Source organism: Kocuria sediminis, assembly GCF_009735315.1.
Classification (GTDB): Bacteria; Actinomycetota; Actinomycetes; order Actinomycetales; family Micrococcaceae; genus Kocuria; species Kocuria turfanensis.
Map to the genome: position 1 here is coordinate 392456 of NZ_WOGU01000001.1, position 15588 is coordinate 408043.

The following is a 15588-nucleotide window of genomic DNA, read 5'->3' on the forward strand; positions in this document are numbered from 1 at the left end:
CCGGCTCAGTGGCCGAACGGGTCCTCGTCGACCCCCGGGGTCCAGCTGTGGCCGTCCCGGCCCCACCCCTCGGCCTTGACCGCCTTGCGGGCCTTGCGGGCCCACTTGTCGTTGAGCCGGTCCAGGTAGAGCTTGCCGTCCAGGTGGTCGTACTCGTGCTGCATCACCCGGGCGAACCAGCCGTTGGCCTCGAAGGCCACCGGCGCCCCCGTGGCGTCGACCCCGGCGACCCGCACCCAGTCCGCCCGCTTGAGGGGCCAGCTGTAGCCGGGCACGGACAGGCATCCCTCGGACTCCTCGTCCGGGTCCGGGGCGTCCTGGGAGATCCTGCCGAGGGTCAGCACGGGGTTCACGAGTACCCCGCGCGGCGGGACCCCGTCGTCGTTCTGGAACGCGTAGGTGAAGATCCGCAGGCCCACGCCGATCTGCGGGGCGGCCAGTCCCACGCCGTGGGCGGCGTCCATGGTCTCGTACATGTCCTCGACGAGGGCGCGCAGCTCGTCGTCGAACGCCGTCACCTTCGCGGCGGGGCGGTGCAGGACGGGGTTGCCGGTGATCACCACGGGGCGGATGGCCATGACGCACTTCCTTCGACTTGCCGGGGGCGTCGCCCCGGCACGGGCCGGGGCGGGAACGACGAAAGGCCGCCCCGAGTCCTCGGGACGGCCTTTCACAGCGGGTGAGCGACGGGGGTTGAACCCGCGACCTCCTGGACCACAACCAGGCGCTCTGCCGAACTGAGCTACGCCCACCATGAACGCCCGCCGGAAGACCGTGCTTCCGCTGGGCAACGCATACGAGTATACCGCATTCCCGGACCGCGCCCGACCATGTCGGTCACGACCGCGGCGGCCCCGGCGCGGAACCGGTCGCTCAGGCGCCGGTGCGGGACCCGGCGATCTCCGTGGCGATGGCCCGCGCGGTCTCCGAGTCGGGCCCGGGCTCGGGGGCGAAGACGGCGCGGCGGTAGTAGCGCAGCTCGTCGATCGAGTCGCGGATGTCGCCCAGCGCCCGGTGGTTGCCGGTCTTCGGCGGCGCCTGGAAGTAGGCGCGCGGGAACCAGCGGCGGGAGAGCTCCTTGATGGTGGAGACGTCGATCACGCGGTAGTGCAGGTGCTCCACGACCTGCGGCATGTCCCGGACCAGGAAGGTGCGGTCCGTGCCCACGGAGTTGCCGCCCAGCGGGGCCTTGCCCGGTTCGGGCACCCACTTGCGGATGTAGGCGAGGACCTGCTCCTGGGCCTGCTCCATCGTCAGGCCGGAGGGCAGCTCGTCGAGCAGCTTGGACGCCGTGTGCATGTTCCGCACGAAGTCGCCCATCTGCGCCAGGGCCTCGTCACTGGGGCGGATCACCACGTCGACGCCCTCGCCGAGGACGTTGAGCTCGTCGTCGGTCACGAGGGCCGCGACCTCGATGAGAGCGTCCTCCTCGAGGGACAGCCCCGTCATCTCGCAGTCGATCCACACAATGCGTCCGTTGGAAGTAGCCACCCCGACAATCTACCGTGCCGGCCGGACGCCCCGTCGCGTGCACGGGCCTGCCGGGTGCTCTCCCGGCGGCGACGATAGGATCGGGGGCGACCACGGGTCCGCGCTGCGCCCAGCCGCGGCCGCCCGCAGCCACCGGACGGGCGCATCGGGAGAGCAGTGCAGACCACTTCGAGGACGCCGGCGCCGGGCGAGGGCGCCGAGCCGCTGGCGGGTCCCGGCGGCTCCCGGTCCGTCTCCGGCTCCCTGTGGCGCACCGTGCTCATGGGCGCCGTGGGCGCGCTCATGCTCTTCGTCGGCTCCCTCGGCGTCGGGTGGCTGGCCTCCGTCTCCCCGTTGCGCCAGGTGCCGGTCATCATCGCGATGCGCTTCACCACCACGGGCGCGATCGTGTCGATCCTGCTGCTCGCGGTGGGCGGGATGCTGCTGGTCCGGGAGTGGCTGCGGCTGGGGCAGAAGCTGAGCCGGTGGGGTCCCGGCAGCGGTCGGTGGGTGCTCATCGCCATCGCCGCCTGGTCGGCGCCCATGCTGGTGACGATCCCCCTGTTCAGCCGGGACGTGTACTCCTACATCGGCCAGGGCCGGGTGATGGCCAGCGGGCTGAATCCCTACGAGCACGGGGTCTCCACGATCGACAACTTCTTCCAGCTCGGCGCGGACCAGATGTGGTCCGAGTCCCCGCCGCCCTACGGGCCCCTGTTCCTGTGGCTGGAGCAGCTCGTGGTGGCCGTGACCGGGGCGAACCCGGACGCGGCCGTGCTGTGGTTCCGGGCGCTGTGCGTGCTGGCCGTGATCGCCTGCATGTGGTTGATCCCGCGGCTGGCGCGGCTGCACGGGATCAACCCCGCCCGGGCCCTGTGGCTCAGCGTGGCCAACCCCCTGTTCCTCACCAACTTCATCGTCTCCGTGCACAACGACGCGATCATGATGGCCCTGGCCCTGGCCGGCACCTACGTGGCCGCGGTGCACCGCAACTGGAAGGGCGGGCTGGCCGGCACGGCGCTCGTCACCCTCTCCGTGGCCGTCAAGCCCATCACGCTCGTCTTCCTGCCCTTCATCGGCCTGCTCTGGGCGGGGAAGAACGCCTCGTGGACGCGCCGCTTCGTGGTGTGGTTCCTCACCCTCGTCTGCGCACTCGCCCTGCTCGGGCTGATGGGCCTGCTCAACGGGTTCGGCTTCGGCTGGGTCGCCGCGATGTCCACCCCGGGCTCGGTGTCCATCTGGTACGCCCCCGTGGGCCTGCTGGGCGGGCTGGCGTCGGCCCTGGCCGCCGCGGTGGGGGCCGACGCCGGGCAGTGGCGCGGCACGGTCCACTCGATCGGGCAGGCCCTGGCCGTGCCGGTCATCCTGTGGCTGATGTTCACGGGCCGCGACGAGCGGATCATCCGGCGGCTGACCTGGGCGTTCGCGGCCATCGTGCTGTTCTCCCCGATGATCCAGGCCTGGTACGTGGTCTGGCTCATCCCGCTCTTCGCGGTCACGGGCATCCGCAGCGACTGGCAGGTGGACGTCCTGTTCTTCCTCACGGTCTTCTTCATGGTCTACGCGGTCTCGGACCAGCTCGACGTCTTTCCGTACCTGGACCTCGACCTGAGCTCCGGCCGGCTGATCGCGGCGGTCGTGGCGCTGTCCTACGGGGTGTACCTGTGGTTCCTCGACCCCGCGACCGGGCGCCGGCTCCGCGGCCGCTCCGAGCCCCCGGTGCGGAGCGCCGTCATCTGAGGTCCCGTGCGGGGCGCCGCGAGTTGGTAAACTCGTCCGCGGCGCCCGGGACACGGACCCGGGCGGCCCGCCTCAGTAGCTCAGTGGATAGAGCAGGAGCCTTCTAATCTCTTGGTCGGGGGTTCGACTCCCTCCTGGGGCACAGGAAAGCGCCGAGCCGGACAGGCAACGGCACCCCTGTCGCCGACGCGGCCGCGCAGCCTGCCGCGGCCGCGCGGACGGGCCGGTGCGGCGGCGCCGGTGCGGCTCCGGCCGGTCGGCGCGGTGACCACCGGTCCGTGCGCCGGCCGGATGCTTTCCCGTCATGCCGTGGCATCGTGATGGCGCCCCAGACGTTTGCATGTGAGAATACGGTCCTCACCCGTGGGGTCGGGTGAGATCCCTCGCAGAGAGTGCAGACGCTCATGACACTCAAGGACCGGCTGAGCAGCCGTCACAACCTTCTCAACGCCGTGCGCATCGTGTTCGCGGCCATGGTCATCCTCGGCCACGCGTGGCCGCTCACCGGTGCCTCCGGCCACGGCCTGGAGTTCCTCTCGGACGTGGCCGTCAACGGCTTCTTCCTGGTGAGCGGCTATCTCATCGCGGAGAGCCGCACGAGGACACCGTTCGTGCCCTACCTCTGGCGACGCCTCCTGCGGATCTATCCGGGCTTCCTCGTCAGCCTCCTGGTGGTGGCCGCGATCTTCGCGCCGCTGGGCGCCCGCCTCGGCGGCCAGGCCTTCGACCTGCGCTCGGCCGCGGGCTTCGTGCTGTCGAACAGCGCACTGCGGATCACCCAGTGGGAGATCGACGGGTCGCTCGCCGGTGCTCCCGTCGACGGGGCGTGGAACGGCTCGCTGTGGACCCTCTTCTACGAAGCGGTCGCCTATCTCGCCCTCGGCGCGGTGCTCAGCCTCTCCGTGGCCGTCCGGCGAGCCCGGTGGGTCCTGCCCGCACTGGCCCTGGCGGTCATCGGCCTCCGTGTGCTCGCCGAGGGCCCGCTGGAGGTCACCACCACTCTCTACCTCAACGGGCTCCGGCTCGCCGGCTACTTCCTGGCCGGCGCGGCCGTCTGGGCCTGGTCGGATCGCTGGAGACCACGCCCGTGGCACGTGGCGGCCGCCGTCGCCGTGTACCTCGTCCTGACCAACGAGGGCTGGGCGGATCTGTTCGGCCAGTTCCCGCTCGCCGTCGCGGTCCTCGGCATCGGGTCCCTGCCGTCCCGGAACTGGACGACCCGCACGGACCTGTCCTACGGCGTGTACATCTACGCCTATCCCGTCCAGCAGCTGTTGGTCATGCTCGGCACCGCGGCGTGGGGCGTGACCGCGAACATCATGCTCACCGTGGTCCTGGTGCTGCCCCTGGCCTTCCTGTCCTGGACTCTCGTGGAGAAGCCGGCACTGCGCGCCAAGAGACTCCTCGACCCGCGGGTCCCGGTCTCGCCGAGCCCGCAGTAGGCGGACGCCGCGACTGTCGGCCGCGCCCGGCGCCGGGTCGGACCGTCGTTCCGCGACGGCCTCCCCCGCGCACGGTGACGAGTCGAGCGGTCGTGGCACCGCCCGCCGCCGTGCGGGGCGGAAGTGGGGACAGCCCAACTCGGTGAATTCGCATAAGTTAAGAGGTGTTCCGCGAGGCGTGGCCCACCCGGCCCCGCCCGCCCTCGGCAGGGCGGGCGAGCCGGGCGCACGATCCTCGCTCACCCCGGTGCCAGCTCGCCGGAGTGACCGCCCCGGAGGGGAGACCCGGGGCGGCCAGGGCCACGCCTGCGGACCCGACCAGGGGAGGAACCATGAGCGTCACCATCATCCGGCAGTGGGTGGGCGGAGGGGCCCGCCACCACCACTACGAGACCGTCGAGGAGGCCGCGGAGGACACCAAGGACTTCATCGCCCGGCACGTCGACGAGGACATTGCCCCCGACCGTCTGGAGGCCATCATCCGCAGCGTCATCGACAGCCACTGCGTCCAGCTCGACACCCGCACGGGAGGCATCATCACCGGGCAGGGCCTCATCGTGTAGCGCCCGCCGGGACGGGGTCCGGGGCCGTGCCGTGGACCCCGTCCCGGCGTCCGCACTGCACCTGCGGTCGGGGCCCGTGATCGGACGCCCGTGATCGGACGCCCGTGATCGGACACCCGTGATCGGACACCCGTGATCGGACACCCGTGATCGGTCACCTGGGCTCGGCCACTCCGGTCCGGGCACCTGCACCGGGGGCCGATCAGCCCTCGCCGTCCCGTGCGGTGGTCCCGGGCAGGGGCCACCGCCGCACGGGCCCCTGCCCGGACGGCGGCCGCTGCCGGGGGAGGGCCGGACCGGGGCGCCCCGTGCGCGGTGCATCCACAGGCGCTCCCGCACCGGTAGTAGGAGTGAGAGCACCCGCGCAGGATGACGTCCGGCGGGCCACCGCCCGACCGGCCGCTGCAACGTTCATCGAGGTGAGCACGATGGCCCACATCCGGCTCTGCCCGTGCGGGGCACCACCCGTGCACGGGCCCTGGTGCTGGGCGTGCGCCCAGGAGCAGGAGAAGCATCACCGGCCGCTCGGCGTGATCACGTGGGACACCGCCGACCTCGACTGAGGCACGTCGCCCGCCCGACCCGCACCGTCCACCGCCCGGGTCCGCACCGCACCGGTTCCCGGGCCCGAACGGCGCGGGTCGGTCCGCACTGCACCGGTTCCCGGACCCGAGCGGCGCGGGTCGGTCCGCACTGCACCGGTCCCCGGACTCGGGGGCCGCGGGCGGGCTCCTCCACAACCGGGTCGCCGGGGCCGCGTCCCGGGCCGGGAGCGCAGGACGCTGGAGGCACCCCGACACCGGGGCCAGCCCCGGCCGAACGGCCGCCGTCCAGAGGAGTTCCCGATGACTGAGCAGATCACCGTCCGCGGCTACGTGGCCACGGATCCCGAGTCCCGCAACCTGCCCGACGGCACCGTGGTGGTGACCTTCCGACTGGCTTCCACGCCGCGCTGGTTCGACCAGCAGAGCTCGGCCTGGCGGGACGGGCACACCAACTGGTTCTCGGTGCAGGCGTTCCGCGCGCTGGGGCTCAACGCGCTGGCGAGCATCAAGAAGGGCCAGCCCGTGGTGGTGGTCGGGAAGCTGAAGGTCCGGTTCTGGGAGGGCGAGCACGGGCGCAACACGGCCGTCGACGTGGACGCCGTCTCCATCGGGCACGACCTGGCGTTGGGCACGGCATGCTTCCAGCGCACCGTCACCTCCTCGCCGGCCGCGGAGCAGAACGGAGCACCCGAACCGGCCGGGGACGGCACGGCGCAGTCGGATCCCGAGGAGACGGCGGGCCCCTCCGGGGAGAGCCGCGACCCGGCCGGGACCGACCGGCCGGCCCCGGAGGGGGTCGACCCGGAGACCGGAGAGATCCGCTCCGGGGCCGATCCGGGCCGCCGCCCGCGCCGGCAGCCCGCGACCGCCTGAGCCGCCCTGCCGGCCACCGCAGGCAGGGCGGCCGGGCCGGGGCGGGTCCCGTCCGTCCCGCTCCGTCCCCGCCGGTGGGCGGGGACGGAGCGGGGTAGCCTTGAGGGCATGGCGGAATTCATCTACACAATGTCCAAGGCCCGCAAGACCGTGGGCGACAAAGTCATCCTCGACGACGTCACCATGTCGTTCTACCCCGGCGCGAAGATCGGCGTCGTGGGACCCAACGGCGCCGGCAAGTCCACCATCCTCAAGATCATGGCCGGCCTCGACCAGCCCTCCAACGGCGAGGCCCGGCTCAGCCCCGGCTACACCGTCGGCATCCTGCTGCAGGAGCCGCCGCTCAACGAGGAGAAGACGGTCCTCGGCAACGTGGAGGAGGGCGTCGGCGAGATCAAGGCCAAGCTCGACCGCTTCAACGAGATCTCCGAGCAGATGGCCCAGCCCGACGCCGACTTCGACGCCCTGATGGAGGAGATGGGCCGGCTCCAGGAGGACATCGACACCGCCAACGCCTGGGACCTCGACTCCCAGCTGGAGCAGGCGATGGACGCGCTGCGCTGCCCGCCGCCGGACGCCGACGTCAAGGTCCTCTCCGGTGGTGAGCGCCGCCGCGTGGCCCTGTGCAAGCTGCTGCTGCAGAAGCCGGACCTGCTGCTGCTCGACGAGCCCACCAACCACCTCGACGCCGAGTCCGTGCTGTGGCTGGAGCAGCACCTGAAGGACTACCACGGCGCCGTCATGGCCGTGACCCACGACCGGTACTTCCTCGACCACGTGGCCGAGTGGATCTGTGAGGTCGACCGCGGCCGCCTCTACGGCTACGAGGGTAACTACTCGGCCTACCTCGAGACCAAGCGCGCCCGCATGGAGGTGCAGGGCAAGAAGGACGCCAAGCAGGCCAAGCGGCTGGCCGACGAGCTCGAGTGGGTGCGCTCCAACGCCAAGGGCCGGCAGGCCAAGTCCAAGGCCCGCCTGGCCCGCTACGAGGAGATGGCCGCCGAGGCCGAGAAGACGCGCAAGCTCGACTTCGAGGAGATCCAGATCCCGCCGGGTCCGCGCCTGGGCAACCTCGTGATCGAGGCGAACAACCTGCAGAAGGGCTTCGGGGACCGGTCCCTGATCAAGGACCTGTCCTTCTCCCTGCCGCGCAACGGCATCGTGGGTGTCATCGGTCCCAACGGCGTCGGCAAGTCGACCCTGTTCAAGACCATCGTGGGCCTCGAGGAGCTGGACGGGGGCGAGCTGAAGATCGGCGACTCCGTCAAGATCTCCTACGTGGACCAGAACCGCGCGAACCTCGACCCGAACAAGTCGCTGTGGGAGGTCGTCTCGGACGGCCTGGACTACATCAACGTCGGCAACGTCGAGATGCCCTCGCGCGCCTACGTCTCGGCGTTCGGGTTCAAGGGCCCGGACCAGCAGAAGAAGGCCGGGGTCCTCTCCGGCGGCGAGCGGAACCGGCTCAACCTGGCGCTGACTCTCAAGCAGGGCGGCAACCTGCTGCTGCTCGACGAGCCCACCAACGACCTCGACGTCGAGACCCTCGGCTCGCTGGAGAACGCGCTGCTGGAGTTCCCGGGCTGCGCCGTGGTGGTCTCCCACGACCGGTGGTTCCTGGACCGGGTCGCCACGCACATCCTGGCGTGGGAGGGCACCGAGGAGGAGCCGGACAACTGGTACTGGTTCGAGGGCAACTTCGAGTCCTACGAGGCCAACAAGGTGGAGCGTCTCGGCGCCGACGCCGCGCGCCCGCACCGGGTGACCCACCGCCGCCTGACCCGCGACTGATCCGCGCCGGAGGGCGCCGGGACCGGCCCGGTCCCGTCCGACGCGTGACAGGGGCCCGTCCGGCCGGGAAGACCATTTCTTCCCGGCCGGACGGGCCCCTGCGCCGCACCCGCGGCGCCTCAGCCGGCGCCGCGGCCGGGTCCGCACCGGGGCGGAGCTAGGCGAACTCCGGGAAGCGCATCATGCCCTCCTGGGCGGTGGTGGCCACCAGCCGGCCGTCCCGGGTGAACATCCGTCCCACGCCCAGCCCCCGTGCCGAGGAGGCGTTGGGGGAGGACTGCACGTAGAGCAGCCACTCGTCGGCGCGGGCCTCGCGGTGCCACCACATGGCGTGGTCGAGGGAGGCGAGGTTCATGCCCGGTTCGATCCAGGTCTTCCCGTGCAACCGCAGGATCGGCTCGAGCAGGGTGTAGTCGCTGGCGTAGGCCAGGGCCGCGCGGTGCACGTCCGGGTCGTCGGGCAGCGGCTTGAGCGTCTTGATCCACACCGCGTTGAACGGCTCGCCGCGGGAGTCCGGCTGGAAATAGATGGGCTCGGTGATGTAGCGCATGTCGAAGGGCCGTTCGTGGGCGATCGCCTGGGCCTCCGGGGCGTCGATGTGGCCCAGCAGCTCGACGGCGCTGGGCAGCGACTCGGGGTCGGGGAGGTTGCGGGGCGACTCGTCCTGGTGGTCCAGCCCCCGCGCGGGGACCTGGAAGGAGGCGATGGCCGAGAGGATGGCGCGGCCGTCCTGGTAGGCGTGCACCCGGCGGGCGGAGAATGAGCGGCCGTCGCGGATCCGCTCCACGCCGAAGGTGATGGGCTGCGACACGTCCCCGGCGCGCAGGAAGTACGCGTGCAGGGAGTGGATGATCCGCTCCGGCTCCACCGTGCGCATCGCGGCGGTGGCGGCCTGAGCCAGGACCTGGCCGCCGTAGACCCGACCGCGGGCGGGGGAGATGGAGTGGCCCACGTAGATGTCCTCGAGGGTGCGGGCACCGCCGCCGTCGGCGAGGTCCAGCATGTCGAGCAGCGCCTGCGTGGGGTCGGGGATGGGGCTGTAGGTCATGGGCTTCACTCTAGCCAAGGCCCCCGGTCCTTCCCGCCGCGCGCCCGGGCCGCGGCGCGCTGCCGCGGTGCGCTTCCGGCGGTGGCCGGGTGTGATGGGATGGGGAGCATGTCTTCCCTGCTGATCCCCATCCAGATGCGCTTCGGCGACATCGACAGCTACGGCCACGTCAACAACGTCACGATGCTGCAGTACCTGGAGGACGCCCGCGTCCGGCTCATGTCCCGGGCGCTGCCCGAGGACACCGCGGCGGGGATCCCGGAGGGCGCCTCGTTCCGGTCCCTGCTGGGGGAGCGGCAGACCGTGATCGGGCGCCAGGAGATCGAGTACACGGAGCAGCTGCTGTACCGGTCCGAGCCGGTGTTCGTGCGGGTGTGGGTCTCCTCCGTGGGCGGGTCCAGCTTCGTGCTGGACTACGCCGTGCAGGAGGAGGACGGCTCACGGGTCTACGCCGTGGCGCAGACCGCCGTCGTGCAGATCGACCGGGGCACCGGGCGGCCGGTCCGCCTGGACGGCACGCAGCGCGAGCTGCTCGAGCAGTGGGTGGACGCCCCCACCCAGTTCGCCCGCCGGCCCGCTCCCGCCGGGGCCTGAGCCCGATGAGCCGTCTCCTGCCGCTGACCGACCCGCGCGACGTCGCGGACCTGCGGACCTTCCTGACCCGCGCCCGCGGGGTGGACCCGCAGGGCGCGGTGCGCTTCCAGGCGCGCGGGCGCGCCGTGGGCGCATACGTGTGCGTGCTGGAGCCCCACGGCCTGCTGGACCGCACCCCCACGGTGCTGGGGCTGCGCACCGCCGCGCTGGCCCGCGAGCACGACCTGGACGTCACGGTCCCGCTCGGCGGGGTGCTCGATCGGATGCCCCGCCAGGACCAGGAGCAGGCCGAGGTGGGGCTGCCGCCGGTGGACGCGGCCGTGTCCTGGGCCGGCATCGCCCCGCCGCTGAGCGGGTGGACGCCGGTGGGCGCGGTGGCCGGTGACGCCCTGCGCGAGACGGCCCGGGCCGGGATCGCCGAGGTCGCCCGCACGGTGCCCACGGACGCGGGCGCCGCCGTCGTGGACACCGTGCGCTCGCAGGTCTGGGGCCGTTCGTCGGGCTGGGCCGAGCCCCTCGCCGGGCGGCTGAGCGGCGCCCCGGTGCCGGACGGCGCGGCGTTCGCGGCGTACTCGCTGGGCTTCCTCCGCCCCGGCGCGGAGGTCGCCGTGGCCGAGAACGGCCGCTGGGTGCGCCTCAGCACCCCCGGCGGCCACGTGCTCGCCAAGCGCTGAGCCCGCCGCGGCGGACCCGGGGCGCCGGGCTCAGCCGGGGCGGTTGATCATGGCGTGGGCCGCGCGGTCGAAGTAGTCCCAGATGATCCCGTCGTGCAGCGGCGAGAGTTCCAGGGTGTCCAGGGCCGCGCGCATGTGCTTCAGCCACGTCTCCCGGGCCCACACGTCCACGGGGAACGGCATGTGCCGCATCCGCAGCCGCGGGTGCCCGCGCTGCTCGGAGTAGGTGGTGGGCCCGCCCCAGTACTGCTCGAGGAACATCCGCAGCCGCTCCTCGGCGGGGCCGAGGTCGTCCTCCGGGTACAGCGCCCGGAACCGCTCGTCCTCGGCCACCCGGGCGTAGAACTCGTGCACGAGCTTCACGAAGGTCTCGTGCCCGCCCACCTGCTCGTAGAACGACGCCGACGTGCCCGCCTCGGCCTCCTGCCGCTCGTCGCCGACCTGCGGCACGGGCCGGCGCAGCTGGGACAGCGGCGCCCCCACCGCGAAGGACCGGGACCCGGGCGGGGCGGCGGCCGCGGGGTCTGTGCGCGGGGCGCCGCCGGGCTCACGAACGGGCTCGGGAACGGCTCCAGGAACCGGCCCGGGAGCCGGCCCGCCCGGCTTCTGCTCGTCGCTCATGCCCGCGCCACCTCGTACCGGGCGTCCACGGCCTGACCGCGCACCGCCCGGGCGGTGGCGTCGCGCTGCTCGAGCACGAGCCGGCGCAGCCCGTGCAGGTCCTCGGGCAGTTCGGCCAGGAACGCGTCCGTGGCGTCGACGGTCCGCTGGGCGGGGATGTTCGGGTACATTCCCACGGCGATCTGCCGGGCGAGCTCGTGGGTGCGGGTGCGCCACAGCTCGGGCATCGCCGCGAAGTACCGCTCGGCCCAGGGCTCGAGCAGGGACGGGTCGACGGCCGTGCGGAACCCGTCGATCGCCGCCTCCTGGATGGAGTTGGGCAGCGAGCCCTCGACCATGATCTGCTCCCAGGCCCGGGCCTTGGCCTCGGCCGTGGGGACCGCCGCGCGGGCGCGGGCCGCGGCGATGGCGCCGTTCTCGGTGTTGTCCTCGGCGAGCATCGCGTCGACCGCCTCGTCCCCGAGCCGTCCCCCGGCGCACAGGGCGGTGAGCACGGCCCAGCGCAGGTCGGTGTCCAGGGCCAGGCCCGCCAGGGACCGGCGCCCGTCGAGCAACTGCTCGAGGACGTCGAGCTGGGCGGCCGTGCGGGCGTGCCGGGCGAAGGCCTTCAGGAACTGCAGCTGCTGGTCGGACCCGGCTGCGGCCTCCTCGGTGAGCTGCCACAGCCGGTCGGCGGCGTCGCGCTGCACGGCCTCGCGCACCGGTTCGGCCACGTAGCCCTCCAGCACCGTCTCCAGCCGGCGCAGCTGCACCTGGATGCCGGTGGAGTCCGTCTCGTGGGCGATGTTGCCCAGCACGAGCTCCACGTAGCGGCGGGCCGGGGTCTCGCCGTCGTGCACGCCGTCCCACACGGACGCCTGGACGAGGGCCCGGGGCAGGGTCCGCTCGAAGTTCTTCAGGTGCGTGAGCGCGGTGTCCAGGGAGCACTCGTCGAGGCGGATCTTCGCGTAGGCGAGGTCGTCGTCGTTGAGCAGCACGAGGTCCGGCAGCTCCCGGCCGACCAACTCGGCCACCTCGGTGACGGGCCCGTCGACGTCGAGCTCCACCCGGTGGGTGCGCACCAGCTTGCCCTGCTCGCCGTCGTGGTCGTAGAACCCGACGGCCAGCCGGTGCGGGCGCAGCGTGGGGTGCTCCTCGGGGGCGGTCTGCTCGATCCGGAAGGAGCGGATCACCCCGTCCTCGTCGGTCTCGACCACCGGGGTCAGGGTGTTCACGCCGGCGGTCTCGAGCCACTTGGCGGACCACTGCTCGAGGTCGCGGCCGCTGGCCTCCTCGAGCCGGACCATGAGGTCCCGCAGCTCGGTGTTGCCCCACGCGTGCTCCCGGAAGTACCGGTTCAGCCCGGCCATGAACTGCTCCTGGCCGACCCACGCGACGAGCTGCTTGAGCACCGAGGCGCCCTTGGCGTAGGTGATGCCGTCGAAGTTGACCAGCACGTCCTCGAGGTCGCGGATCTCGGCCTTGATGGGGTGCGTGGTGGGCAGCTGGTCCTGCTCGTAGCCCCAGGACTTCTCCCCGGCGGCGAAGGTCGTCCATGCGTCCGTGTAGCGGGTGTTCTCCGCCGCGGCGAGGGTGGACATGAACTCCGCGAAGGACTCGTTGAGCCACAGGTCGTTCCACCAGCGCATGGTCACGAAGTCCCCGAACCACATGTGCGCCAGCTCGTGCAGGATCGTGATCGCCCGCCGCTCCACGCGCGCCTGCGTGGGCCGGGAGCGGAACACGTAGAGCTCCACGAAGGTCACCGCCCCGGCGTTCTCCATGGCCCCGGCGTTGAACTGCGGGACGAAGAGCTGGTCGTACTTCTCGAAGGGGTAGGGCATCCCGAACTGCGCCTCGAAGAACTCGAAGCCCCGCTTGGTGATGCCGAACATCTCCTCCGCCTCCACGTGCTCCATGAGCGAGCGCCGGGCGTAGAGCCCCAGCGGCACCGTGCGCCCGTCAGCGCTGACGAGCTCGTCGTGCACGGAGGCGTAGGGGCCGGCGATGAGTGCCGTGACGTAGCAGGGCACCACGGGCGTGGGGGAGAAGGACCACGTGGCCGCGCCGGGACCGGCGGGCACGGGCTCCGGGGTGGGCTGGGTGGAGACCACCGTCCAGTGCGCGGGGGCCGTGACCGTGAACGCGAAGCGCGCCTTGAGGTCCGGCTGCTCGAACACGGCGAACATCCGGCGGGTGTCCGCCACCTCGAACTGGGTGTAGAGGTAGACCTCGTCGTCGACCGGATCCACGAACCGGTGCAGGCCCTCGCCGGTGTTCATGTACCGGCAGTCCGCCTCCACCGTCAGCACGTTCTCGTCCTGCAGGCCCGGCAGCTGGATTCGCGCTCCGTCGGAGATCTCCGCGGGATCCAGCTCCCTGCCGTTGAGCACCACGGAGTGCACCGTGTCGGTGATCGCGTCGATGAACGTCGAGGCGCCCGGGACGGCCCGGAAGCGCACGGTGGTCGTCGAGCGGAAGAGGCGCTCGCCGCGGGTGAGGTCCAGGACCACGTCGTAGGCGTCCACGGCGACGGTCTCGGCCCGCGCGGCCGCCTCCTGGCGGGTCAGGTTGGTTCCGGGCACTTCGGTGCCGTCCTCTCGTCGGGGGCAGGGGGCGCCCACGGCCGGTGGGCCGCAGGGATTCCGCCCATTATGTCAGCCGGGTCACCCTCCCGGCGGGAGGACGTCCCGGGCCTGGCCCGGCGCGCCAGCCACTACGCTGGTGGGCGGCCGGTCCGCGCCCGCGGAGCCCGCCACGATCCCGCCCCGTTACCGCGAACCCCAGGAGCACGCCGCCCATGCGCGTCCACATCGCCACCGACCACGCCGGCCTGGACCTCTCCCGCTATCTGGTCGAGGAGCTCGTCGCCGCCGGTTACGACCTCGTCGACCACGGCCCCGCCGAGTACGACGCCCTCGACGACTACCCCGCCTTCTGCATCAGCGCCGCACGCGCCGTGCGCGAGGACCGGGAGGCGGGCCTGGACTCCCTGGGCATCGTCCTGGGCGGGTCCGGCAACGGGGAGCAGATCGCCGCCAACAAGGTCCGCGGGATCCGCGCCGCGCTCGCCTGGAACCTGGACACCGCCCGGCTGGCCCGCCAGCACAACGACGCCCAGGTCGTGGCCGTCGGCGGGCGCCAGCACCCCCGCGAGGAGGCGCTGGAGATCGTCAAGGCGTTCCTCGCGGAGCCCTTCTCCGGCGAGGAGCGTCACGTGCGGCGGATCGGCCAGATCGCCGAGTACGAGGCCACCGGGGCCGTGGCGGGCCGGCTCGAGGAGCTGCGCCCGCGGGAGTTCCCCGCCGCTCGGGAGGCCTGAGTGCCGGAGGGCCACTCCGTCCACCGGCTGGCCCGTCAGTTCGCCGACTGCTTCGTGGGCCAGGCCCTGGCCGTGAACTCCCCGCAGGGCCGGTTCGCGGAGGGGGCCGCGGTCCTCGACGGCGCCGTCCTGGCGGGCGCACGCGCCCACGGCAAGCAGCTGTTCCTCGACTTCGCGGGGGACCGGGTGCTGCGCTCCCATCTGGGCCTGTACGGGGCGTGGAGCTTCGGCGGCACCGAGCGGTTCCGCGGGGCCTCCTCCATCGGCGCGCCGCGGCGGATCGGCGAGCGGGAGGCCGGCGACGACGCCGCTCCCGCCGCCGGCCCGCTGCGCCCGCCCGCACCGGTGGGGGCGGTGCGGGTGCGCCTGGTCGGCGACGAGGGCTGGGCCGACCTGCGCGGGCCCACGCTGTGCGTGCTCGAGACCCGCGCGGAGGCCGAGGCCGCCCGGGCCCGGCTGGGTCCCGACCCGCTGGACCCCGGCGCCGACCCGGCGCCGTTCGTGGCCGCCGTGCGGCGCAGCGGCCGCCCGGTCGGGGCGCTGCTCATGGACCAGGCCGTGCTGGCGGGGGTGGGCAACATCTTCCGGGCGGAGTCGCTGTTCCGGTGCGGGGTGGACCCCCTGCTGCCCGGTCGGTCGCTGGGGGAGGAGGCCGTGCTGCGGCTGTGGGCGGAGAACGTGGCCCTGATGCGGACGGGGGCCAGGCTGGGCCGGATCGTCACCACGGACCCCGCCGACCGTCCCGGGGTGGACGAGACCGCGGCCTGGCCCGAGCACGCCCACTACGTCTACCGGCGCGCCGGGCAGCCCTGCCTGCGGTGCGGGACCCCGGTGGCGACCGGGGAGCTGGCCGGCCGCGGCCTGTACTGGTGCCCCGCCTGCCAGGCCTGAGCCGCCGGCCCTGAGCCGCCGGCCCGGCCGGGGAT

General features: G+C 72.8%; 15 protein-coding genes and 2 tRNA genes. 11 read left to right on the forward strand and 6 right to left on the reverse strand.

Annotation, left to right across the window (positions count from 1 at the left end; translation table 11 throughout):
- Nucleotides 1-5 precede the first annotated feature (5 nt).
- The 3 genes from def to orn all read right to left on the reverse strand — a co-directional run bounded on the left by def (nucleotide 6) and on the right by orn (nucleotide 1491).
- Nucleotides 6-578, reverse strand: a complete 573-nt coding sequence (gene def, locus GMA12_RS01845) for a peptide deformylase (RefSeq protein ID WP_156266538.1) — start codon at nucleotides 576-578, stop codon at nucleotides 6-8.
- Nucleotides 579-678: 100 nt separating this feature from the next.
- Nucleotides 679-752 (reverse strand) — tRNA-His (locus GMA12_RS01850).
- Between the two features lie 121 nt (nucleotides 753-873).
- On the reverse strand, nucleotides 874-1491 hold the full coding sequence (orn, locus tag GMA12_RS01855) for an oligoribonuclease (RefSeq protein WP_162459348.1): 618 nt from the start codon (nucleotides 1489-1491) through the stop codon (nucleotides 874-876).
- Between the two features lie 156 nt (nucleotides 1492-1647).
- Between orn and mptB the strand changes: the two genes are divergently transcribed.
- From mptB to ettA, 7 genes are all read left to right on the forward strand, one after another.
- Complete coding sequence (gene mptB / locus GMA12_RS01860; RefSeq protein ID WP_370829901.1) at nucleotides 1648-3210, forward strand: polyprenol phosphomannose-dependent alpha 1,6 mannosyltransferase MptB; 1563 nt, start codon at nucleotides 1648-1650, stop codon at nucleotides 3208-3210.
- A 69-nt stretch (nucleotides 3211-3279) separates the two neighbouring features.
- Nucleotides 3280-3352, forward strand: a tRNA-Arg gene (locus tag GMA12_RS01865).
- A gap of 262 nt (nucleotides 3353-3614) precedes the next feature.
- Complete coding sequence (locus GMA12_RS01870; protein WP_156266540.1) at nucleotides 3615-4652, forward strand: acyltransferase family protein; 1038 nt, start codon at nucleotides 3615-3617, stop codon at nucleotides 4650-4652.
- A gap of 332 nt (nucleotides 4653-4984) precedes the next feature.
- On the forward strand, nucleotides 4985-5215 hold the full coding sequence (locus GMA12_RS01875) for a hypothetical protein (protein WP_047804588.1): 231 nt from the start codon (nucleotides 4985-4987) through the stop codon (nucleotides 5213-5215).
- 428 nt (nucleotides 5216-5643) lie between these two features.
- Nucleotides 5644-5778 (forward strand): hypothetical protein, encoded by a 135-nt coding sequence (locus GMA12_RS19175; RefSeq protein WP_276607331.1) that lies wholly within the window; start codon nucleotides 5644-5646, stop codon nucleotides 5776-5778.
- 282 nt (nucleotides 5779-6060) lie between these two features.
- Nucleotides 6061-6633 (forward strand): single-stranded DNA-binding protein, encoded by a 573-nt coding sequence (locus GMA12_RS01880; protein WP_156266542.1) that lies wholly within the window; start codon nucleotides 6061-6063, stop codon nucleotides 6631-6633.
- A gap of 108 nt (nucleotides 6634-6741) precedes the next feature.
- Entirely contained in the window at nucleotides 6742-8424 is a 1683-nt protein-coding gene (gene ettA, locus GMA12_RS01885) for an energy-dependent translational throttle protein EttA (protein WP_156266544.1), read from the forward strand.
- 157 nt (nucleotides 8425-8581) lie between these two features.
- On the opposite strand, the gene GMA12_RS01890 is transcribed toward ettA, so the two are convergent.
- On the reverse strand, nucleotides 8582-9472 hold the full coding sequence (locus GMA12_RS01890; RefSeq protein ID WP_062734556.1) for an acyl-CoA thioesterase: 891 nt from the start codon (nucleotides 9470-9472) through the stop codon (nucleotides 8582-8584).
- A 108-nt stretch (nucleotides 9473-9580) separates the two neighbouring features.
- Between GMA12_RS01890 and GMA12_RS01895 the strand changes: the two genes are divergently transcribed.
- Both GMA12_RS01895 and GMA12_RS01900 read left to right on the forward strand, forming a co-directional pair.
- Nucleotides 9581-10066, forward strand: a complete 486-nt coding sequence (locus GMA12_RS01895; protein WP_156266546.1) for an acyl-CoA thioesterase — start codon at nucleotides 9581-9583, stop codon at nucleotides 10064-10066.
- Between the two features lie 5 nt (nucleotides 10067-10071).
- Nucleotides 10072-10740 carry a DUF8185 domain-containing protein gene (locus GMA12_RS01900; RefSeq protein WP_156266548.1) on the forward strand — a complete coding sequence of 223 codons (669 nt, stop codon included), beginning with the start codon at nucleotides 10072-10074 and terminating at the stop codon, nucleotides 10738-10740.
- A gap of 30 nt (nucleotides 10741-10770) precedes the next feature.
- Here the strand turns inward: GMA12_RS01900 and GMA12_RS01905 are convergent, their stop codons facing one another.
- Together GMA12_RS01905 and pepN are read right to left on the reverse strand one after the other, a co-directional pair.
- Entirely contained in the window at nucleotides 10771-11190 is a 420-nt protein-coding gene (locus tag GMA12_RS01905) for a globin (protein WP_047804609.1), read from the reverse strand.
- Between the two features lie 167 nt (nucleotides 11191-11357).
- Nucleotides 11358-13925, reverse strand: coding sequence for an aminopeptidase N (gene pepN / locus GMA12_RS01910; protein WP_162459349.1), 2568 nt, complete (start codon nucleotides 13923-13925; stop codon nucleotides 11358-11360).
- 215 nt (nucleotides 13926-14140) lie between these two features.
- Between pepN and GMA12_RS01915 the strand changes: the two genes are divergently transcribed.
- Both GMA12_RS01915 and GMA12_RS01920 read left to right on the forward strand, forming a co-directional pair.
- Complete coding sequence (locus GMA12_RS01915; protein WP_156266550.1) at nucleotides 14141-14662, forward strand: ribose-5-phosphate isomerase; 522 nt, start codon at nucleotides 14141-14143, stop codon at nucleotides 14660-14662.
- The gene (locus GMA12_RS01920; RefSeq protein WP_162459350.1) at nucleotides 14663-15553 is read left to right on the forward strand and encodes an Fpg/Nei family DNA glycosylase; all 891 of its coding nucleotides are present in this window, start codon (nucleotides 14663-14665) and stop codon (nucleotides 15551-15553) included.
- Nucleotides 15554-15588: the final 35 nt, after the last annotated feature.